The 19865-nt window shown below is 71.7% G+C and carries 18 protein-coding genes; 12 read left to right on the top strand and 6 right to left on the bottom strand.

The features are described from left to right. Together AB0F81_RS15300 and AB0F81_RS15295 are read left to right on the top strand one after the other, a co-directional pair. Positions 1-811 (top strand): CDP-glycerol glycerophosphotransferase family protein (locus AB0F81_RS15300; RefSeq protein WP_360196857.1); only part of this gene is annotated, 811 nt, incomplete at its 5' end. Between the two features lie 19 nt (positions 812-830). Continuing rightward, positions 831-1517 (top strand): GPP34 family phosphoprotein, encoded by a 687-nt coding sequence (locus AB0F81_RS15295; protein WP_360196854.1) that lies wholly within the window; start codon positions 831-833, stop codon positions 1515-1517. Between the two features lie 57 nt (positions 1518-1574). Here AB0F81_RS15295 and AB0F81_RS15290 read toward each other — a convergent pair whose 3' ends face one another. Next, entirely contained in the window at positions 1575-3227 is a 1653-nt protein-coding gene (locus AB0F81_RS15290; protein ID WP_360196851.1) for a phospho-sugar mutase, read from the bottom strand. Between the two features lie 24 nt (positions 3228-3251). Beyond that, complete coding sequence (locus AB0F81_RS15285) at positions 3252-5150, bottom strand: protein kinase (RefSeq protein WP_360196848.1); 1899 nt, start codon at positions 5148-5150, stop codon at positions 3252-3254. Between the two features lie 204 nt (positions 5151-5354). Between AB0F81_RS15285 and AB0F81_RS15280 the strand changes: the two genes are divergently transcribed. Beyond that, on the top strand, positions 5355-6920 hold the full coding sequence (locus tag AB0F81_RS15280) for an acyl-CoA mutase large subunit family protein (protein WP_360196845.1): 1566 nt from the start codon (positions 5355-5357) through the stop codon (positions 6918-6920). Between the two features lie 185 nt (positions 6921-7105). Continuing rightward, complete coding sequence (locus AB0F81_RS15275) at positions 7106-8362, top strand: amidohydrolase (RefSeq protein ID WP_360196842.1); 1257 nt, start codon at positions 7106-7108, stop codon at positions 8360-8362. 133 nt (positions 8363-8495) lie between these two features. On the opposite strand, the gene AB0F81_RS15270 is transcribed toward AB0F81_RS15275, so the two are convergent. Then, positions 8496-9431 carry a DUF4349 domain-containing protein gene (locus tag AB0F81_RS15270; protein ID WP_360196839.1) on the bottom strand — a complete coding sequence of 312 codons (936 nt, stop codon included), beginning with the start codon at positions 9429-9431 and terminating at the stop codon, positions 8496-8498. A 105-nt stretch (positions 9432-9536) separates the two neighbouring features. On the opposite strand from AB0F81_RS15270, the gene AB0F81_RS15265 reads away from it, so the two are divergent. The 4 genes from AB0F81_RS15265 (at position 9537) to AB0F81_RS15250 (ending at position 12900) form a co-directional block, all read left to right on the top strand. Continuing rightward, on the top strand, positions 9537-10169 hold the full coding sequence (locus tag AB0F81_RS15265) for an MBL fold metallo-hydrolase (RefSeq protein ID WP_360196836.1): 633 nt from the start codon (positions 9537-9539) through the stop codon (positions 10167-10169). A gap of 1 nt (position 10170) precedes the next feature. Then, a complete protein-coding gene (locus AB0F81_RS15260) occupies positions 10171-11076 on the top strand; it encodes a hypothetical protein (RefSeq protein WP_360196834.1) in 906 nt (301 codons plus the stop codon). Positions 11077-11144: 68 nt separating this feature from the next. Beyond that, the gene (locus tag AB0F81_RS15255; RefSeq protein ID WP_360196831.1) at positions 11145-11882 is read left to right on the top strand and encodes a hypothetical protein; all 738 of its coding nucleotides are present in this window, start codon (positions 11145-11147) and stop codon (positions 11880-11882) included. A gap of 43 nt (positions 11883-11925) precedes the next feature. Beyond that, complete coding sequence (locus AB0F81_RS15250) at positions 11926-12900, top strand: GNAT family N-acetyltransferase (RefSeq protein WP_360196828.1); 975 nt, start codon at positions 11926-11928, stop codon at positions 12898-12900. A 1-nt stretch (position 12901) separates the two neighbouring features. Here the strand turns inward: AB0F81_RS15250 and AB0F81_RS15245 are convergent, their stop codons facing one another. Next, complete coding sequence (locus AB0F81_RS15245) at positions 12902-13363, bottom strand: gamma-glutamylcyclotransferase (RefSeq protein ID WP_360196825.1); 462 nt, start codon at positions 13361-13363, stop codon at positions 12902-12904. Positions 13364-13490: 127 nt separating this feature from the next. On the opposite strand from AB0F81_RS15245, the gene AB0F81_RS15240 reads away from it, so the two are divergent. Next, on the top strand, positions 13491-14891 hold the full coding sequence (locus tag AB0F81_RS15240) for an NAD(P)H-quinone dehydrogenase (RefSeq protein ID WP_360196822.1): 1401 nt from the start codon (positions 13491-13493) through the stop codon (positions 14889-14891). Here the strand turns inward: AB0F81_RS15240 and AB0F81_RS15235 are convergent. Both AB0F81_RS15235 and AB0F81_RS15230 read right to left on the bottom strand, forming a co-directional pair. Then, on the bottom strand, positions 14869-15528 hold the full coding sequence (locus tag AB0F81_RS15235; protein WP_360196819.1) for a DedA family protein: 660 nt from the start codon (positions 15526-15528) through the stop codon (positions 14869-14871). The genes AB0F81_RS15240 and AB0F81_RS15235 overlap by 23 nt on opposite strands. A 265-nt stretch (positions 15529-15793) precedes the next feature. Next, on the bottom strand, positions 15794-17542 hold the full coding sequence (locus tag AB0F81_RS15230; protein WP_360196816.1) for a biotin carboxylase N-terminal domain-containing protein: 1749 nt from the start codon (positions 17540-17542) through the stop codon (positions 15794-15796). Between the two features lie 35 nt (positions 17543-17577). Between AB0F81_RS15230 and AB0F81_RS15225 the strand changes: the two genes are divergently transcribed. Genes AB0F81_RS15225 through AB0F81_RS15215 form a run of 3 tightly spaced genes read left to right on the top strand, consistent with a single transcriptional unit; the run spans position 17578 to position 19861 of the window. Further along, complete coding sequence (locus tag AB0F81_RS15225; RefSeq protein ID WP_360196813.1) at positions 17578-18135, top strand: PadR family transcriptional regulator; 558 nt, start codon at positions 17578-17580, stop codon at positions 18133-18135. A 32-nt stretch (positions 18136-18167) separates the two neighbouring features. After that, positions 18168-19109, top strand: a complete 942-nt coding sequence (locus AB0F81_RS15220; RefSeq protein WP_360196810.1) for an ATP-binding cassette domain-containing protein — start codon at positions 18168-18170, stop codon at positions 19107-19109. Continuing rightward, on the top strand, positions 19106-19861 hold the full coding sequence (locus AB0F81_RS15215) for an ABC transporter permease (RefSeq protein WP_360196807.1): 756 nt from the start codon (positions 19106-19108) through the stop codon (positions 19859-19861). Before AB0F81_RS15220 ends, AB0F81_RS15215 begins: the two co-directional genes overlap by 4 nt. The last annotated feature ends 4 nt before the right edge of the window (positions 19862-19865 follow it).

Raw genomic sequence — 19865 nt, 5'->3', positions numbered from 1 at the left:
CCACGCCGGCGGCTGGCCGGTCGCCCGCGCCGGGGCGCTCGCCGCCGGGCACCCGCTCGGCCAGAGCCTCGTCGACCAGCTGCGCTCGGACGCGGCGATCTGGACGGCGGTGGCCTCGCCGAGCCCGTCCGCCACCCCGGTGCTGCGTCGCGAGCTCTGCTTCGACGGCCCGGTCCTGGAGTACGGCCGGCCGGCCAACGACATGCTCGCCACCGTCGACCGCGCGGCCGCCCGGACCCACGTGCTGGAGCAGCTCGGCCTGCCCGCCGACAGCCGCCTGGTGCTCTACGCGCCCACCCGCCGCCCGTCGGACCTGCGCCGGCGTGGTGACAGCGACCCGGGCCGGCTGCTGGATCTGCTCACCGTGGCCGCCGCGCTGCCGGCCGGCCACCGGCTGCTGGTCCGCCGCCATCCCGGCGTCCCCGACGACGTGGCCGGCCTGATCTCCGGCGTGCTGGACGTGACCGCCTATCCGCGCGTCGGTGAGCTGCTGCTGGCCACCGACATGCTGGTCACCGACTACTCGGCGTTGCTGGCCGACTACGCCGGCACCGGCCGTCCCGCTCTGATCTTCGCTCCGGACCTGGCGGAGTTCGCGGCGGCGCCCGGGCTCAACGTGGACCTGGAACGGGAGGCGCCCGGGCCGATCCTGCGGACGTCCGCCGAGGTCGCGGCCGCCTTGCGGGACATTCCCGCGATCGTCGCCGAGTACCGTGAGCAGGCCGCGGCGTTCGCTGCCACGCACGGTTCCGGTAGCGAAGGGGGAGCAGCTGGGAAGCTGGTCGACTGGCTGCTGGCAGCCGGGCGTTGAGCCACTATCGTTGCGAGATATGACCCCCATTCCGCTCGCTGAGGAACTCCTCCTCCTCGCGTACGACGATCAGACCGGCAAGGCGACCGGCTCCCGCATCGGGCTCGACCTGGGCATGGCCGCGGCCGTGCTGATCGACCTGTCGCTGGCGAACCGGATCGCCTACGCGGCCGACGGCTACCTGAAGGTCGTCGATGCCACTCCGCTCGGCGACCCGGTCGCTGACGCCGTCCTGGAGAAGGTGGCGGCGGACGAGCCGCACACCCCGGCGCAGTGGCTGCAGCGGCTGCGGCACCGGCTGCGCACCCGGGTCCTGGAGGACCTGTGCGCCCGCGGGGTGGTACAGGACGTCGACGAGACCCAGCTCGGCGTCATCCACGTGCACCGCTACCCGACGACCGACCCGGCTTACGAGGCCGAGATCCGGCAGCGGCTCGCGGCCGCGCTCATCGGCGACACGCTGCCGGACGAGCGGACCGCCGCGCTCGTCACGCTGCTGGTGGCGGCCCGGATGGAGCCGGCCTTGAAGCTGCCGCCCGAGGAGGCCGAGCGGGCTCACGAGCGGCTGGCGGAGATCGCCGGCAACGCCGGTTTCCTCGGCGACGTGAGCCTGGAGGACTCGATCGTGCGGCCCAGCGTCGCGCTGGTGGTCGCCACCCTCGGCAAGGCCATCACGGCCGCGCTGGGCGCGCCCAAGCCGATCTGAGCCGTCTGCACCGGGCGGAACCCGGGGGAGAGCAGTTGCCGCTGCTCTCCCCGGTCGTCAGACGCCCAGGACGGCCGCGATCTCGGCGCGCAGCGTGGTCAGGCCGGCCGCGGCGCGGCCGCGGGCCGCTTCCAGGTCGCCCTCGGCGACCGGTTCCACCACCTCGAGGTACGCCTTGAGCTTGGGTTCCGTGCCGGACGGCCGGATCACCACGCGAACCGTGGCGGTCCGGAAGGTGAGCACGTCGTTCTCCGGCAGCAGATCGATGACCTCGGTGACCGCCGCACCGAGCAGCGTCGACGGCGGGTTCTGCCGGGCCCGGCCCATCGCCCGGCCGATCTCCGCGAGGTCCTCGACCCGGACCGACAGCTGATCGGTGGCGTGCACCCCGAACTCGGCGGCCAGCTCGTCGAGACGGTCACCGAGGGTGCGGCCCGAGGCCTTCAGCTCGGCCGCCAGCTCGGCCACGGTCAGCGCCGCCGTGATGCCGTCCTTGTCGCGGACCATGGCCGGGGCGACGCAGTAACCGAGCGCCTCCTCGTAGCCGAACGCCAGCTCCTCGGCGGCCCGCACGATCCATTTGAAGCCGGTCAGGGTCTCCGCGTAGGGCACGCCACGGGCGGCGCAGAGGCGGCCCAGCAGCGAGGACGAGACGATGGTGGTCGCGTACGTCCCGGGGGTGCCGCGCCGGATCAGGTGGTCGGCCAGCAGCACACCGAGTTCGTCACCACGCAGCGGCCGCCACCGGCCGCCGGGGCCGGGGATCGCCACCGCGCACCGGTCGGCGTCCGGGTCGTTGGCGATCGCCAGGTCGGCGCCGGTCGTGTCGGCGAGCGCGAGCAGCCGGTCCATGGCCCCCGGCTCCTCCGGGTTGGGGAACGAGACCGTCGGGAATTCCGGGTCCGGCTGGGCCTGCTCACCGACGACCGCCGGGACGGCGAATCCGGCGGCGGCGAAGGCGGCGGCCACGGTGTCCCCACCCACCCCGTGCAACGGCGTGTAGGCGATGCTCAGGGCGCGGGAACCGCCCTCGGAGAGCACGGCGGCGGCGCTCCGGACGTACCCCTCGAAGATCGTCTCGTCGAGGAGCGTGCCGGAGTCGCCCAGCGGGACCTCGGCCAGGCTGCCGGTCGCGCGGATCGCGGCCTCGATGCCGGCGTCAGCCGGCGGGACGATCTGCGCGCCGTCACCGGCCGGACCGCCGAGCTGCCGGCCCAGGTAGACCTTGTAGCCGTTGTCCTGCGGCGGGTTGTGACTGGCGGTGACCATCACCCCGGCCACCGCGTCGAGGGCGCGCACCGCGTAGGCCAGCACCGGGGTCGGCAGGGTGCGCGGCATCAGCAGCGCGGGCCGCCCGGCGCCGGTGGCCACGCGCGCCGTCTGCTCGGCGAACTCACGAGAGCCGTGGCGGGCGTCGTACCCGATCACCAGGGGTCCCTCGCCGCCCTGGGCGGCGAGCCAGGTGACCAGGCCGGCCGCGGCCTGGGTGACCACCGCGAGGTTCATGCCGTTGGGGCCGGCGCGGAGCCGGCCGCGCAGGCCGGCGGTGCCGAAGGTGAGCGGGCCGGAGAACCGGTCGCGCAGCTCGGCCGCCGTGCCCGGCAGGCCGTCGATCAGCTCGCGCAGCTCGGCCCGGCTCGCCGGATCGGGATCGTCGGCGAGCCAGGCCTCAGCCCGGGCCGTCAGGTCAACATCAACTTCGGACGCCATCCAGGATTGATAGCACAGTGACGGTCACAGCTTCAGCTGGAAGCTCTCCGCCATGGCGTCGAAGTACTTGCGGCTGTCGGCGAAGTCACTGTCGGTGGTGGTGAGGTAGAACGAGTACATCTTGTTGTTGACCGTGGTCATCCGCCAGATGCCGTGCCGCTTGTTCTCCCCGCTGCCGCAGGTGTACTCCAGCTGGGCGCCCGGGTTGCCGGCCACCTCGACCTCCTCGGTGCCGACCGAGGTGAACGGCGAGGGGCAGTTCTTCGACTTCTTCAAGCCGGCCGGAGCGGTCTCGTTGACGAACTTGGTGGGGGCGATCGACCCCTTCTCCACCAGAACCCGCACCTTGCGCAGTTTGTTCTGCGGGTCGACGTAGTCGACGTAGACGCCACCGGCTGTCCGGGTCCAGCCGGCCGGCACCTTGACGCTGACCGCGGCGTTGCCCTTGTAGTCCTGCGTCTCGACGTCCGCGACCGGCGCGGCGCTGGCCGGCGGCTGGGCCACCGGCTCCGCCGCGGGCTCGTCGCCACCGCTGAGGGAGAAGACCAGCACCAGGATCAGAGCGACGGCGGCGGCCGCCCCGGCCGACGCCAGCTGCTTGTTGCGCGGCCACGACTTGAACGTGGTGATCGCCTTCTCGCTGGTCTCCCGGGCCACCCGGGTCACGTTCTCCACCGCCTTGCGGCGTTTCGCCGCGGGGCTGGCGACGACCGTGCCGGGCCGCGGGTTCTCCCACGGGTTCTGCGGCGGGATGACGCTGGTCGGGTCGGCGGAGGGGATCTGGTGTGCCGGCAGCGCGCCGGTCGGGTAGCCCGCGTCGGCCGGCTCCGGTGCCCGCCGGCGTCCGGCGCCCGGCGTGTTCTGCTGCTCCAGCTTGGCCAGGTGGTCGGTGAGCGACTCACCCGGCGCGAGCATGGCCCGTCCGCCGATCTGGCCACTGGGCTGCGGCGGGATCTGCTGCGTCTCGGCCGCCGGCGCCGGGCTGACCGGCCGCGGCCCGGAGACCACCGAGTACGGATCGGTCATCATGTGCGGCGGGTTCTTGCTGGCCAGCGGGCCGGCGAGCTGCTGGCGCAGCATGGTGCGGGCGGTCTGCACGTCCATCCGCTGCGCCGGGTTCTTCTCCAGCAGGCCCATCAGCACCGGGGTCAGCGAACCGGCCCGGACCGCCGCGGCCGGCGGGTCCTCGACGACGGCGTGCATCGTCTCGATCGGGTCGCCCTTGTCGAACGGCGGCCGGCCCTCGATCGCGGTGTAGAGCGTGACGCCGAGCGAGAACAGGTCGCTGGGCGGGCCGAAGTCGTGGCCCATGGCCCGCTCCGGCGAGATGAAGTGCGGCGAGCCCAGCACCATGCCGGGCGTGGTGAGCTGCACGTCGGTGGGCATCCGGGCGACGCCGAAGTCGGTGAGCACGCAGCGGCCGTCCTGGCAGATCAGCACGTTCGCCGGTTTCACGTCGCGGTGCAGCACACCGTGCGCGTGGGCCACCTCAAGGGCGCCGAGCAGGGCGATACCGATCTTGGCGACCACCCGGGAGGGGACCGGGCCGTCCTCGATCACCATGTCGGCGAGGCTGCGGGCGTCCAGCAGCTCCATCACGATCCATGGCCGGCCGTTCTCGTGCACCACGTCGTAGACCTGCACGACGGCCGGGTGCTGCAGTGCGGCGGCGGCGCGGGCCTCGCGCATCGTCCGCTCGTACATCGCGTCGCGATCACTGGGCGCCAGACCGGGCGGGAGGATGACCTCCTTGATCGCCACGTCCCGGCGCAGCAGCGTGTCCGCCGCGCGCCACACCGTTCCCATGCCGCCGTGACCCACCGCGGCGCGGAGCGTGTACCGCCCGCCGATGAGCGTGCCGGGGGCCGCACGTCCGCTGGGGGGAGCCGTGTTGCCGCCGCTCCACGTCGGAATCTGAGTCACTGAGGATGCCACCGAGGGGGTATAGGGGCTGTCGACCAACCCCGCTATCTTGCCCGCTGGTGGGCTCTCAACAAAAGTCGCGGCCGGAGTGTTAACCACACTTCCACCGTGGGTAGCCGGGGTGTGGCCGAGGGTGCGCCAAGGTGAACGCTGAGTGCAAAATCCCTCACTGTCGGCGGCCTGAACGAGCCTTAGGATCACTATGTGAATGCAGAGTCGGGGTTTCCCATCAAGCCGGTGTACGGCCCCAGCGATGTGCCCGCGGGCACCGGAGCCGACGAGCCCGGTCGATATCCGTACACCCGCGGGGTCTACCCGACGATGTACACGAAGCGGCCGTGGACCATGCGGCAGTACGCGGGTTTCGGCACCGCGGCCGAGTCCAACGCTCGTTACCACCAGCTGCTGGCAGCCGGCACGATGGGCCTGTCCGTCGCGTTCGACCTGCCCACCCAGATGGGCTACGACTCCGACGACCCGATCGCGCACGGTGAGGTCGGCAAGGTCGGCGTGGCGATCGACTCGATCGACGACATGCGCCGGCTCTTCGACGGCATCCCGCTGGACCAGGTCTCCACCTCGATGACGATCAACGCGCCGGGCTCGGTGCTGCTGCTGCTCTACCAGCTGGTCGCCGAGGAGCAGGGGGTGCCCGGCACGGCCCTGCAGGGCACGATCCAGAACGACATCCTGAAGGAGTACATCGCCCGCGGGACGTACATCTTCCCGCCGAAGCCGTCGCTGCGGCTGGTGGCGGACACGTTCGCCTACTGCCGCGCCGAGATCCCCAAGTGGAACACCATCTCGATCTCCGGCTACCACATGGCCGAGGCCGGCGCGACGCCCGCGCAGGAGATCGCGTTCACCCTGGCGAACGGCATCGAGTACGTGCGCGCCGCGATCGCCGCGGGCCTGGCGGTCGACGACTTCGCGCCCCGGCTGAGCTTCTTCTTCGTGGCCCGCACCACGCTGCTGGAGGAGATCGCGAAATTCCGCGCGGCCCGCCGCATGTGGGCCCGGATCATGCGCGACGACTTCGGCGCCAAGGACCCCAAGTCGATGATGCTGCGGTTCCACACCCAGACCGCGGGCGTGCAGCTCACCGCGCAACAACCCGAGGTCAACCTGATCCGGGTGGCGATCCAGGCCCTCGGCGCGGTCGCCGGCGGCACGCAGTCGCTGCACACCAACGCGTACGACGAGGCGATCGCGCTGCCCACCGAGAAGTCGGCCCGGCTGGCACTGCGCACCCAGCAGGTGCTGGCGTACGAGAGCGGCCTCACCGGCACCGTCGACCCGTTCGCCGGGTCCTACGCGGTGGAGGCCCTGACCGACGCCGTGGAGCGGGAGGCGACCGCGCTGATCGAGCGGGTCTTCGAGTTCGGCTCGGCGGTCGACGCGATCGAGCAGGGCTTCCAGAAGGGTGAGATCGAGACCTCGGCGTACCGGATCGCCAACGAGATCGACAGCGGTGAACGGGTGGTGGTCGGGGTCAACCGGTTCGCCGCCGACGCCGAGGAGAAGTACGAGCCGCTGCGGGTCGATCCGGCCATCGAGGCGGCTCAGGTGGCGCGGCTGGCTCAGCTGCGGGCCGACCGGGACGAGCCGGCGGTGCAGGCCGCCCTGGCAGATCTGGCGAAGGCCGCCGCCGGAAGTGTGAACGTCCTACCGTTGATGAAGGAAGCGTTGCGCCTACGTGCCACCGTGGGAGAGGTCTGTCACACGCTGCGCGGTGTCTGGGGCGTCTACCGGCCGGTCGAACGCTTCTGAACCACGAAACGTACTCGTAGTGCGTCGCGTCACCTGCGCGATCCACTACCCGTTTAGGGAAGTGTGGGCCGGGACGATCTCCCGCGCCCTTTTACCCGACCGTTACACACGGTGACCGAAATGGGATTATGCTGTCGCGCGTTGCGAAAGTGCGACAAACACCGAGACTGAATACGGAAACCGACGTGACTGCTGCTCTGACGGCGCCCGAGGGCGCCGAGAAGGCGTGGCCCGGGACGCCGCCCGGTGCCGATCCGCTCCCCGGCCAGCTGGACCGCTGGCTCGCCGCGCGGGGTGCCGAGCTGGTAGCCATTCGTCGGCACATTCACGCTCACCCCGAACCGTCACACTCCGAGTTCGAGACGGCCGCGCTGATCGCCCGCGAGCTGGCCGTCGCCGGTCTCTCGCCGCGGCTGCTGCCGCGCGGCAACGGCGTCATCTGCGACATCGGCGAGGGTGACCGGGTCATCGCGTTCCGGGCCGACATCGACGCGCTGCCGCTGCAGGACCTCAAGGACGTGCCGTACCGCAGCACCGTCGACCGGATGGCCCACGCCTGCGGCCACGACGTGCACACCACCGTGATGCTCGGCCTCGGCCTGGCCCTGGCCCAGCTGGACGAGCAGGGCGAGCTGCCCGGGCGGGTGCGGCTGATCTTCCAGCCGGCGGAGGAGGCGATCCCGTCCGGCGCGCCCGAGGTGATCACCGCGGGCGCCCTCAAGGACGTCGCCGCCATCTACGCGCTGCACTGCTACCCGCAGCTGCCGGCCGGGCTGGTCGGGGTCCGCTCCGGCCCGTTCACCGCGGCCGCCGACACCGTCAAGGTCGAGCTCTCCGGGCCGGGCGGGCACACCGCGCGCCCGCACCTGACCGCCGACCTGGTGCACGCGCTGGGCCGGGTCATCATCGACGTGCCGGCCCTGCTGGACCGCCGGATCGACCCGCGCGCCGGGGTTTCGCTGGTCTGGGGCGCCGTGCACGCCGGGCAGGCGTTCAACGCCATCCCGGGCACCGGCGAGGTGCTCGGCACCGTCCGGATCCTGAACCGCGACGCCTGGCGGCAGGCGCCCGAGATGATCACCAAGCTGATCCACGACGTGGTCGCGGCGACCGGCGCGGAGGTCAAGGTCACCTACACCCGCGGTGTGCCGCCGGTGATCAACGACCGGATGGCCTCGGCGGTCATCGCGGGCGCGGCCGGCGCCGCGCTCGGCGCCGACCGGGTGGTGGAGGCCGAGCTCAGCATGGGCGGCGAGGACTTCTCGTTCTACCTGGAGCACGTGCCCGGCGCGATGATCCGGCTCGGCACCGGCGTCCCCGGCTCCGACGAGCACCACGACCTGCACCAGGGCGACTTCGACGTGGACGAGCGCTGCATCGGTTACGGCGTGCGCGTCATGGCGCACACCGCGCTGGCCGCGCTCTCCACGGGCGCTTTTTAAACCCCTTTTCGGTACGGACGACGAAAGCGCCCGTGGCTACGCGCGACCGGGGCACGACCCTGAGCCCCAGCGCACCGCCGGGCTGATGCGGTGGTTGTTCGGGCGCTGACCGCGCCCGAACGTCACCCCGGTGTCAGCTCGTGGCGTCCGGCGTGGCCGGCGCCGGCTGGGCCGGCGGCTGGCGGCGGCGCAGCCGGCGGATCGTGTAGAAGATCGCCCACGCCGGCACACCGATCGCCAGGATCCACGGCAGCACCGCGCCGAGCACGGTCAGCAGCACGGCCATCGAGGCCTTCAGCGCGTCCCAGCCGCCGGAGAGGCCGGCCAGGAAGCCCGGCGGCTCGTCGTCCGGGTCGGTGGCCTGGGTGGCGTCCGGGTCGAGCAGCACCACGGTGATCGTGGAGAGCGCGGTCAGGTCGGCCAGCCGGCGCTTCTTCGCCTCCAGTGAGGCAAGATCGGACTCGCGGGTCGCCACCTCGCGCTCCAGCATCACCAGGTCGTCCAGCGACTTGGCCTGGCTGAGCAGCTTCTTGGCGCTGTCCACCCGGGCCTTCTGCACCGAGATGCGGGCGTCCAGGTCGACGACCTCCTCGGTGACGTCCTGGGTGTTGATCCCGCGGACCTCCTCGGTGCCGAGCTTGGCGAGCTGGTCGACCACCGAGCTGAACTTGGCGGCCGGCACCCGCAGGGTCAGGTTGGCGGTGTCCGAGCCGGTGCCGCTGTGCCGCTCGTCGCCGCCGACGAAGCCGCCGGCCGCCGACGCGATCCCGGTGGCCTGCGCGGCCGCGGCGGTGACGTCCTTCACCCGCACGGTGATGGAGCCGGTGTAGATGATCGAGCGCTGGTCGACGCGCAGGTCCGGAGCCTGTGCCGGGGTGTTCTTGCCCTCGCTCGTGTTGCCTTCCGCCGCCTGGTCCCGGGCGCCCTCGCCGACGGCGGGTTCCGCGGCCGGCGCACCCGCCTGCGTAGAGCCGCCGCCGCTGTCCTCCGATCCGCTGCCGCAACCGGCCAGCAGGACGCCGGTCAGCAACACGGCAGCGATCACCTTGGTGGTTCCCCGTACATGCATCGTTGCTCCGATCTCGTCGTCTGACCGGTGGGACGTGCGGCACACCTTCCCCGGTTCCGGCAGACTGCGAGGTGACCGGTCACGATTCAGCAGCGGAGGGGTCCCGTGCACGTCACGAAGTTCACGCATTCCTGCCTACGGGTCGAGGGTGCGGGGGTTCTCGTCGTAGATCCCGGTGAATTCTCCGAGTCGTCCGCATTGGACGGAGCGGATGCCGTGCTCATCACGCACGAGCACTTCGACCACCTCGACGTGAAGGCGGTCGTCTCGGCGGTGTCCCGCCGGCCGGAGTTGCGGATCTTCGCCCACGAGGCGGTGCTGCCGCTGCTCGCCGAGGTCGCCGGGGCCACCACCGCGGTCAAAGCCGGTCAGGAGTTCGAGGCGGCCGGTTACCGGGTCCGGGCCTACGGCGGGCAGCACGCGATCATTCACCCGTACGTGCCGGCCTTCGCGAACCTGGGTTTCCTGATCGCCGACGGGATCACCAACCTCTACCACCCGGGTGACTCCTTCGCCCTGCCGGACCAGAGCGTGGAGACCCTTTTCGTGCCGCTGAACGCGCCGTGGGCGACGATCGCCGAGTCGCTCGAGTTCGTCCGCACGGTCCGGCCCGGGCGCGCCTACGCGCTGCACGACGGGTTGCTCAACGACCGTGGCGCGAGCGTCTACGACAAGCATCTGGAGAGCTTCTCCGAGACGCGGTACCAGCACGTCGCTCCCGGCACCGTTCTCGACTGACGTGCACAGCGCCACCGACTCCGTCATCCGCCGGCTCTACGAGGAGCCGCCGGAGAGTTTCGTCGCCACCCGGGCCGCCGCCGTCGACGAGGCCCGGCGCGAGGGCGACCGGGACGCGGCCAAGCGCCTGGCCGCGCTGAAGAAGCCGACCGTGGCCGCCTGGGTGGTCAACCTGCTCGCGCTCAAACGCCCCGATCTGATCGGCGAGCTGGTCGAGCTCTCCACCGCGCTGCGGGCCGCCCAGCGCGACCTGCAGGGCGAGCAGCTGCGGGAGCTGTCCCAGCAGCGCCGGCAGTTCGTCTCGGCGCTGGTCGCGGCCGCCCGCAAGCTCGCCGTCGCGGCCGGCGCCCCGGCCGCGCGGCTGCCGCTCGCCGACGTGGAGGCGACCCTGACGGCGGCGCTCGCCGAGCCGGAGATCGCCGCGCAGGTGCGGACCGGCCGGCTGATCCGGCCGGCGAACTACGCCGGGTTCGGCGAGGTGCCCCGGCCGCGGTTGCGGCTGGTCACCGGGGAGGCCGAGGACGACCTGGCGGAGGAGCCGGAGGCCGAGCCGGAGATCCCGTCGATCACGCCGCGCGAACGGGCCGCCGCCGACCAGCGCCGCCGGGAACGCGAACGCAAGCGCCGCGAGCTGGACCGGGAGCTGTCGGTCGCGCTGGCGGCCGAGCGGCGTGCCGACGAGCAGCTGGTGCGGGCCGAGAGCGCGGAACGCGACGCCGGCCACCTGGTCGAGGACCTGGACGCCGAACTGGCCGAGCTGGAACGCCGGCGTACCGAGGCGGTGGCCGACGTGGCACGGCGCAAACTGGCCCGGCGTACCGCCGAACGGGAGTCGGCCGCCGCCCGCCGCCGGGTCGGTGACGTGCAGGCCGCTCTCGACGACCTGACCGCCGAGGCAGCCGACTGACCACTTCGGACGGTCACGAACGGCGGGAGCGTTTTCTTTCGGCGCTCGAGGGGAGCAGAATCGGGCAGGTGACCCCGGAACAGGCAGCGGCCAACGCCAAAGCGGGACTCGCCACGATCGTCGGCGCCTTCGCGGAATCGCCCCAGACGTTGCGCCGGGCCCGGCTGCTGGGCCTCTCCGGCTGGGCCTACCACGTCTCGGCCCGGGCCGGCGCGCTCGGCGACGTCCGCCCGGAGACGGTGGCCGCCGCGCTCGCCTTCATCGCGCCGGAGGCGGTCACCGACGGCTGGGAGGCGACCGTGAAGACGTCCGCCCCGGTCGAGGTCGCCAAATGGCACCTGCACGAGCTCTGCACCTGGGGCACCGAGCAGCTCGGCGGCTTCCCCCGGCTGCCCCGGCTGCTCGACCTGGCCGGCCGGCTGGTCGACGCGGTGGACCCGGCCGGGCTGCCGCTCTTCGCGGCCTGGCGGGCCATGCCGGTGCCGGACACCGAGCCCGGCGCCCGGGCCGCCGTGCTGCTGCACCTGCTGCACGAGCACCGGCAGGGCGTGCACGTGATCGCGGTCCGGGCCGGTGGTCTCACCCCGATCGAGGCGATCATCGCCGGGCCGGACGGCGAGACCGGCGCCGTGGCGTTCGGCTGGCAGCCGCCCTATCCGCCGGCGGGGCCGCTGGTCCGCCGCCTGATGTGGGCCGAGGCGGTGGCGAACTCGCTGGCCGGCCAGGCGTACGCGGCGCTCGACCGCTCCGAGCGGGTGGAGTTCGCCGGCCTGCTGGAGTCGCTGAGTCACCGCCTGACCCGCTGAAATTCGGTTGGCAGCGCGGCCGCGGGGATGGTCGGATGCCGGCATGAGTGAGCTGCCCACCGGCTGGACGATCCGCCGGCCCACCCTCGACGACGTGCCGGCGATCCTCGAGATGGTGCACGCCAGTGACATCGCGGCGGTGGGGGAGCCCGACTTCACCAGCGACGAGGTGCGCGAGGAGCTCACCGGCCCGAACACCGACATGGCCCGCGACAGCTGGCTCGCGCTGGACGCGGAGGGCACGGTCGTCGGCTGGGCCTACCCGCGCAACACCACCGGCCAGGCCCGTGACTTCGCCGAGGTCTACGTGTGGCCCGAGCGCGGTGAGCCGGCCCAGCGGCCGCTGCTCGCCCTGCTGATGGGCCGGATGCGCGAGCGCGCCGCCGAGCTGGGCCACGAGGTCTACGAGGTCCGGGGCGCGGCGATCCCCACCGAGAAGGTGTATATCGAGGTGCTGGCCGAGGCCGGGTTCACCTTCCTCAAGCAGCACGCCCGGATGCAGATGCCGCTGGCCGGTGTGTCGCCGGAGGTCCCGGCGCCACCGGCGGGCGTGGTCGTCCGGCCGGTGCGGGCCGGCGACGAGAGCGAGATGCGCCGGTTCCACGCCGTCATCGAGGAGGCGTTCCAGGACTCCGACCATCCCGCCATGGCGTTCGCCGACTGGCGTGAGCAGTTCGAGTCCGAGACCGGGGTCGACTTCGCCGAGTGGTTCGTCGCCGAGGTCGACGGGGTGCTCGCCGGGGTGCTCCAGTCCGGCGGGACCGGCGGTGGCGACGACAGCGACGAGGGCTGGGTCAAGTTCCTGGCGGTGCTCCGGCCGTACCGTAAGCGCGGTGTGGGTGAGGCGCTGCTGCGCCGCGCCTTCGCGGCCTATGCGGCCAAGGGCCGCGCCAAGGCCGGCCTCGGCGTCGATCTGGCGAACCCGACCGACGCCGCCAGCCTCTACCGCAAGGTCGGCATGACCCCGCTCTACCAGGCGAACGTTTACCGCACCACGGTGACCGCGGCCGCCGCCTGAGTCACACCTCGGGCGAGGCGGTCCCGGTCGGGCGCCGGCGCAGCTCCTCGACGTAATCGTCGGGCGCGCCGGCCTTCTCGGCCGCGTTGGCGATCTCGGAGAGGTACCACGCGGTCGGCAGGCCGCCCTCGTAGCCGACGAAGACGTAGACCCAGGCGGGCACGTCACCGTCGAGCGTCGATACACGCACGGTGAGCTTTTCGTACGTGCCGGCGGTCACCCCCTCGACCTCGTCGAGCTGCGCCGCGTCCCAGGGGTGCACGTCGTAGAGCGAGACGAACACCCGGTCCCCGGGCGACTCGACAATCGTGGTCACGGCTCCTTCCCAGCCGATTTCTGCCTCACCGGCGAAGGTGAGGCGCCAGCCTTCGATCCACCCCACGCCGACCATGGGCGAGTGCGGACAGTAGGCCCGCATGCGAGCGGGATCCAGATTCGAGCCATACGCGGCGTAGTGACGCACGGCGACGACGATAGTCGTAGCAGCGGGTGGTGAGAATATGGAAGGTGCGTGTCGGCACATCTCAACCGGTTTGGCATGGGTTTTCCGTCGCGGAAAAGCTCAGCCGCTTCTTTGGAGGTCTTCAGTCGTGAGTCGGATCGTGATCATCGGTGGGGGGCCGGGCGGCTACGAAGCGGCCCTGGTGGCCGCGCAGCTCGGCGCGGACGTCACCCTGGTCGAGGCGGACGGTCCGGGTGGCGCCTGCGTCCTGACCGACTGTGTGCCGTCCAAGACGTTCATCGCCAGCTCCGAGGTGATGACCGGTTACCGGCACAACGAGCGCTTCGGCATCCGCTCGTCCGGGCTGGACGGGGTCAGTGTCGACGCGGTGGCGGTGAACGAGCGGGTCAAGAAGCTCGCCCTGGCCCAGTCCGCCGACATCCAGACCAAGCTGGTCAAGGCCGGGGTGGACGTGGTCCGAGGCCGGGCCCGGCTCGGCGAGGACCGGCTCGGCCACACCCACCAGGTGCTGATCACCCCGGAGGGCGGGGAGACGTACGCGGTGGAGGCCACCACCGTGCTGCTCGCGACCGGCGCCACCCCGCGGGTGCTGCCGACCGCCCGCCCGGACGGTGAGCGGATCCTCGACTGGCGTCAGGTGTACGACCTGACCGAGCTCCCCAGCCACCTCGTGGTGATCGGTTCCGGTGTGACCGGCGCCGAGTTCGCCAGCGCCTACCTGGCGATGGGCGTCCAGGTCACGCTGGTCTCCAGCCGTGAGCGGGTGATGCCGCACGAGGACGCGGACGCCGCGATGGCGATCGAGCGGGTCTTCCGGGACCGCGGCATGACCATTCTCAGCCAGGCCCGCGGCAAGTCCGTGGTGAACACCGGCGACGGCGTGCAGGTGACCCTCGCCGACGGCCGGGTGATCGACGCCTCACACGCGCTGATCGCGGTCGGCGCCGTCCCGAACACCGCCGACCTCGGCCTCGCCGAGTACGGCGTGGCGGTCGGCGACGGCGGTTACGTCACCGTGGACCGGGTGTCGCGGACCAACGTGCCCGGCATCTACGCCGCCGGCGACTGCACCGGGGTGCTCCCGCTGGCCAGTGTCGCCGCCATGCAGGGCCGGATCGCGATCTGGCACGCCATGGGCGAGGCGGTGGCGCCGCTGCGGCTGCGGACCGTCTCGGCGAACGTCTTCACCGACCCGGAACTCGCCACGGTCGGGGTGTCGCAGAACGAGGTGGACTCCGGGCGCACCCCGGCGCGCCAGGTGATGCTGCCGCTGACCGGCAACGCCCGGGCCAAGATGGCCGGCCTGCAGGACGGTTTCGTCAAGCTCTTCTGCCGCCCGGCGACCGGCCAGGTCATCGGCGGCGTGGTGGTGGCGCCGAAGGCCAGCGAGCTGATCCTGCCGATCACCATGGCGATCGAGAACAACCTGACCGTGGACCAGCTGGCCCACACCATCACGATCTACCCCTCGCTGTCCGGCTCGATCGCCGAGGCGGGCCGTCAGCTCATGCTGCACGAGATTCAGTAGCGGACTCGCTCTTGTCGCCCTCTTCGGCACCCTTGCCGAAGAGGGCCAGGATCCAGCCGGCCGTGCCGAAGATCACTGCGGCGGTGGCCGCGATGGCGAACAGCCGCCACGCCGACTGGGTGATCGCGGTGCCGCCCAGGTGCCCGACCAGCCCGCCGTAACAGGCCCAGCTCAGCGCGGCGGCCCCGTCGTAGCCGAGGAAGAACTTGGCCGGATAGCCGGTGCGCCCGGCGTGGTAGCCGGACGCCATGCGCCCGCCGGGCACGAACCGGCAGAGCAGCACCACCAGCGGACCGGGCCGGCGTAAACCGCGGGTGAAGCGCTCGGCTGCCCGCCGGGTCTTGGACGGGTCGGCGCCGTCCTCGCTCTTCGGCGCGAACCGGGCCCGTAAGGCGCTCAGCCGGGCGCCGGTGGAGCGGCCGAGCACGAAAGCGATGAGATCGCCGGTGAACATGCCGAAAGCCCCCACGGCGATGACCACGGCCAGGTCAAGATTGCCGTAGACAGTGAGCGCCCCAGAGGTGATCATGATGGCCTGAATGGGTACCACCGGCACCAGCGCGTCCACCGCGAGAAAACCGAACAGAGCAAGGTACGCCCAGGCCGGCGTTGCCAACACGGTCAACAGTTCGGTCATCGGCGGGTCACCTCGCGGCTTCGGGACTCACGGCATTGTGCGTGGGCGTAGCTGAGAGTGCGCTGTGCTCAGCATCCTCTGCGACCGCACCCACGCGCGGTGATGCCCGACACGCTACGTGCCGGGGTCACACCTGCGCGCCTCCTTTTCGATGAGATAGGGGTGGCAGGCGTACCGTGGGACTGCCCGCGTCACCGGGTCCCTCAACGCCCGGTGCCGCGGCCGCGGGCCGCCGGTAGGTCCCGTATCGGCGGCCCGCCCCTGATCAGTCGATGGCGCAGAGCACCGTGCCGGCGGTGACAGTGGCGCCGACCTCCACTGTGAGACCGGACACAGTTCCCGACTTGTGGGCCTGCAGCGGCTGCTCCATCTTCATCGCCTCGATCACCACGATGGTGTCGCCCTCGCTGACCTCGTCACCGTTCTGCACGGCGACCTTCACGATCGTGCCCTGCATCGGGGCGGTCAGCCCGCCACCGGCCGCCGCGGCGGTGGCGCCCGAGGCAGCACGGGTACGGCCGGAACCGCGTTTCGGGGCGCTTCCCGGCGTACCGGAAAGAAGTGTCCTGGGGAGGCGCACCTCGATGCGCCGCCCGGCGACCTCGACCACGACGGTCTCGCGTTCCGTGGCCTCGGCAGAGGCCGCGGCGGGTGCGGCGAAGGCCGGCACCTCGTTGACCCACTCGGTCTCGATCCAGCGGGTGTGGACGGTGAACGGCTCGCCGGTGAACGCCTCGTCGCGGACCACGGCGCGGTGGAACGGCAGAACCGTGGCGATGCCCTCGATCACCGTCTCGTCCAGGACCCGGCGGGACCGCTCCAGGGCTTCGGCCCGGGTCGCGCCGGTCACGATGATCTTCGCCAGCATCGAGTCGAAGTTGCCGCCGATCACGCTGCCGTTCTCCACACCGGAGTCGACCCGCACGCCCGGACCGGACGGCCAGGTGAGCTCGGTGACCTGACCCGGTGCCGGCAGGAAGTTGCGGCCCGCGTCCTCGCCGTTGATCCGGAACTCGATGGCGTGCCCGCGCGGCACCGGGTCCTCGGCGATCGCCAGCGGCTCGCCGGCCGCGATCCGGAACTGCTCGCGCACCAGGTCGATGCCGGTGGTCTCCTCGCTGACCGGGTGCTCCACCTGCAGCCGCGTGTTGACCTCGAGGAACGAGATCGTCCCGTCCTGGCCGACCAGGTACTCCACCGTGCCGGCGCCGTGATAGCCGGCCTCGCGGCAGATCGCCTTGGCACTGCTGTGGATCTTCGCGCGCTGCTCGTCGCTGAGGAACGGGGCGGGCGCCTCCTCCACCAGCTTCTGGTGCCGGCGCTGCAGCGAGCAGTCCCGCGTGCCGACCACCACCACATTGCCGTGCGTGTCGGCCAGGACCTGCGCCTCCACGTGCCGTGGCCGGTCCAGGTAACGCTCGACGAAGCACTCGCCGCGCCCGAACGCGGCCACCGCCTCCCGGGTCGCGCTCTCGAACAGCGACGGGATCTCCTCAACCGTGCGGGCCACCTTGAGCCCCCGGCCGCCACCGCCGAACGCGGCCTTGATCGCCACCGGCAGGCCGTGCTGCTCGGCGAACGCGACGATCTCGGCCGCGTCCGCGACCGGGTCCGGCGTGCCGGGCACCAGCGGGGCGCCCGCGCGCTGCGCGATGTGCCGCGCGGTGACCTTGTCACCCAGGTCGCGGATCGCCTGCGGGCTCGGCCCGATCCAGGTCAGGCCGGCCTGCAGGACGGCCTCGGCGAACTCGGCGTTCTCGGAGAGGAAGCCGTACCCCGGGTGCACCGCGTCGGCACCGCTGCGCGCCGCCACATCGAGCAGCTTGTCGATGCGCAGATAGGTGTCGGCGGCGGTCTCACCGTCCAGCGCGTAGGCCTCGTCGGCCTGGCGCGCGTGCAGCGCGTCCCGGTCGCTGTCGGCGTAGACGGCGACGCTCGTGAGGCCGGCGTCTTTGCAGGCCCGGATCACCCGGAGGGCGATCTCGCCACGGTTGGCGATCAATATCTTCCGCACGGCTATGAGCCTAACGGTCGTTTTACTCTTGGGTAGTGTCCGCGACTCGCATGATGATCCTCGGCCTGGTCCAGTCGATGCAGCCGGTGCACGGCTACGACGTCCGGCGCGAGTTGCTGAGCTGGAACGCCGACAAATGGGCCAACGTCCAGCCCGGCTCGGTCTACCATGCGCTGCGCAAACTCGCCGAGGAGGAGCTGCTCCGCGAGGTGGCGACCGAGCAGGTGGGGGCGCGGCCGGCCCGCACCACGTACGAGATCACCGAGAAGGGCTCGGCGGAGTTCCAGTCGCTGCTGCGGACGTACTGGTGGAACCTGACCGCCACGCCCGACCCGTTCCTGGCCGCGTTCTCCTTCCTGCCGGAGCTGCCCCGCGAGGAGTCCTCGGCCGCCCTGCACAACCGTGCCACCCAGCTGCGGGCCTCGGTCGAGCAGCTCCAGGGCGCCCTGGCCGCCGACTGGGCACGGAAGAAGCCGGCCTTCGTGGCGTGGATGTGGGAGCTCGCCATCGTCCGGGCCGAGGCGGAGATCGCCTGGTGCTCCCGCGTCGCCGGCCTGATCGAATCGGGTGCGAGTTTTAATAATCAAGTTTGACTAAGTGGATCGACGGACGTAGCTTGAGGCTCATGATTGAGACTCGCGGGCTACGCAAGTCCTTCACCACCCGCCGCGGCCCCGCGGTGGAGGCCGTCCGGGGCATCGACCTCGACGTCGCCGAAGGCGAGATCTTCGGCTTCCTCGGCCCCAACGGGGCCGGCAAGACCACCACGCTGCGCATGCTGGCCACCCTCATCGCGCCCGACGGCGGCGAGGCCACCATCGCCGGCGCCGACCTGCGGCGCCAGCCGGGCGAGGTCAGACGCCGGATCGGGTACGTGGCACAGGGCGGCGCCACCTGGGACGACTCGACCGCCGTGGAAGAGCTGGTGCTCCAGGCGCGGCTCTACGGGGTCTCCCGTTCGGACGCCCGGGCCCGTGCCCGGCGGGTGCTGGAGGCGTTCCAGCTGGCGGAGTACGCGGACCGCAAATGCCGCACCTACTCGGGTGGGCAGCGGCGCCGCGTCGACATCGCGCTCGGCATCATCCACGAACCGCGGCTGCTGTTCCTCGACGAGCCGACCACCGGGCTCGACCCGCAGAGCCGGGCACACATGTGGGACGAGATCCGGCGCCTGCGCGACGAGGGCATGACGGTCTTCATCACGACGCACTACCTGGACGAGGCGGACGCGCTCTGCGACCGGATCTCCATCATGGATCACGGCGAGATCGTCGCCTCCGGGACGCCGGCGTCGCTGAAACGCACCATCGCCGGGGAAGTGGTGACGGTGGGGCTGCCGGCCTCCGCTGTGCCGGTGGCCGCGCAGGTGCTGAGCTCGTGGAAGGTCGACCAGCTGGAGGGTGGGCTGCGGCTCCACGTCGACGACGGCGCGGCCGCCATCCCCGACATCCTGCGTGCGCTGGACGCGGCCTCGGTGCCGCTGGCCGGGATCGAGCTGCACCGGCCCAGCCTGGACGACGTGTTCCTGACCAAGACCGGCCGATCGCTGCGGGAGAGTGGATCGTGAAACTCCTACGTGACACCTGGCTGATCTTCGAGAACCAGATGCGGTTGCTGCTGCGCAACCCGGTCTGGGTCCTGGTGGGCGTGTTCCAGCCGGTGATGTACCTGCTGCTGTTCGCCCCGCTGCTGCGGCCCGCCCTTCAGGTGCGCACCGACGCCGAGGCGTACGAGATATTCGTGCCCGGCATGCTCGTCATGCTGGCGATCTTCGGCGGGTTGTTCCAAGGGTTCGGGCTCATCGCCGAACTGCGCGCCGGGGTGATCGAGCGCTCCCGGGTGACGCCGGTCAGCCGGCTGGCGCTGCTGCTCGGGCGGACCCTTCGCGACGTGGTCTCACTGGTCACGCAGGCAGTGATCATCACGCTGCTGGCCATTCTGTTCGACCTGCGGGTGTTCCTGGGGAACCTGCTGCTGGCCTATCTGATGCTGGCGCTGATCGCGTTGATGACCTCGGCGATCAGTTACGGGGTGGCGTTGCGGGTGCGCAGCGAGGATGCCCTGGCGCCGTTGATGAACACGGTGGCGCAGCCGGTGTTGCTGCTCTCCGGGATCCTGCTGCCGTTGACGTACGCGCCGGGGTGGCTGCAGAGCGTCGCCGACTGGAACCCGTTCTCCTGGGCGGTCGATGGGACGCGCGCGCTGTTCCGCGGAGACCTGGGAGCGCCGGAGGTGTGGCAGGGCCTGGCAATCACCGCGGTGCTCGCTGCGGCGGCGGTGGGGTGGGCGGCGCGGGAGTTCGCGCGCAGCGTCCGCTGAGCCC

The organism is Actinoplanes sp. NPDC024001, assembly GCF_040638955.1.
GTDB lineage: Bacteria > Actinomycetota > Actinomycetes > Mycobacteriales > Micromonosporaceae > Actinoplanes.
This window is presented reverse-complemented; position numbering and strand designations above follow the sequence as displayed.

Excerpts from the sequence above, each read along its gene's own strand:
- AB0F81_RS15270 (WP_360196839.1), bottom strand. The coding sequence starts at position 9,431 with ATGCATGTACGGGGAACCACCAAGGTGATCGCTGCCGTGTTGCTGACC.
- AB0F81_RS15295 (WP_360196854.1), top strand. The coding sequence starts at position 831 with ATGACCCCCATTCCGCTCGCTGAGGAACTCCTCCTCCTCGCGTACGAC.
- AB0F81_RS15290 (WP_360196851.1), bottom strand. The coding sequence starts at position 3,227 with ATGGCGTCCGAAGTTGATGTTGACCTGACGGCCCGGGCTGAGGCCTGG.
- AB0F81_RS15220 (WP_360196810.1), top strand. The coding sequence starts at position 18,168 with ATGATTGAGACTCGCGGGCTACGCAAGTCCTTCACCACCCGCCGCGGC.
- AB0F81_RS15235 (WP_360196819.1), bottom strand. The coding sequence starts at position 15,528 with ATGACCGAACTGTTGACCGTGTTGGCAACGCCGGCCTGGGCGTACCTT.
- AB0F81_RS15250 (WP_360196828.1), top strand. The coding sequence starts at position 11,926 with ATGAGTGAGCTGCCCACCGGCTGGACGATCCGCCGGCCCACCCTCGAC.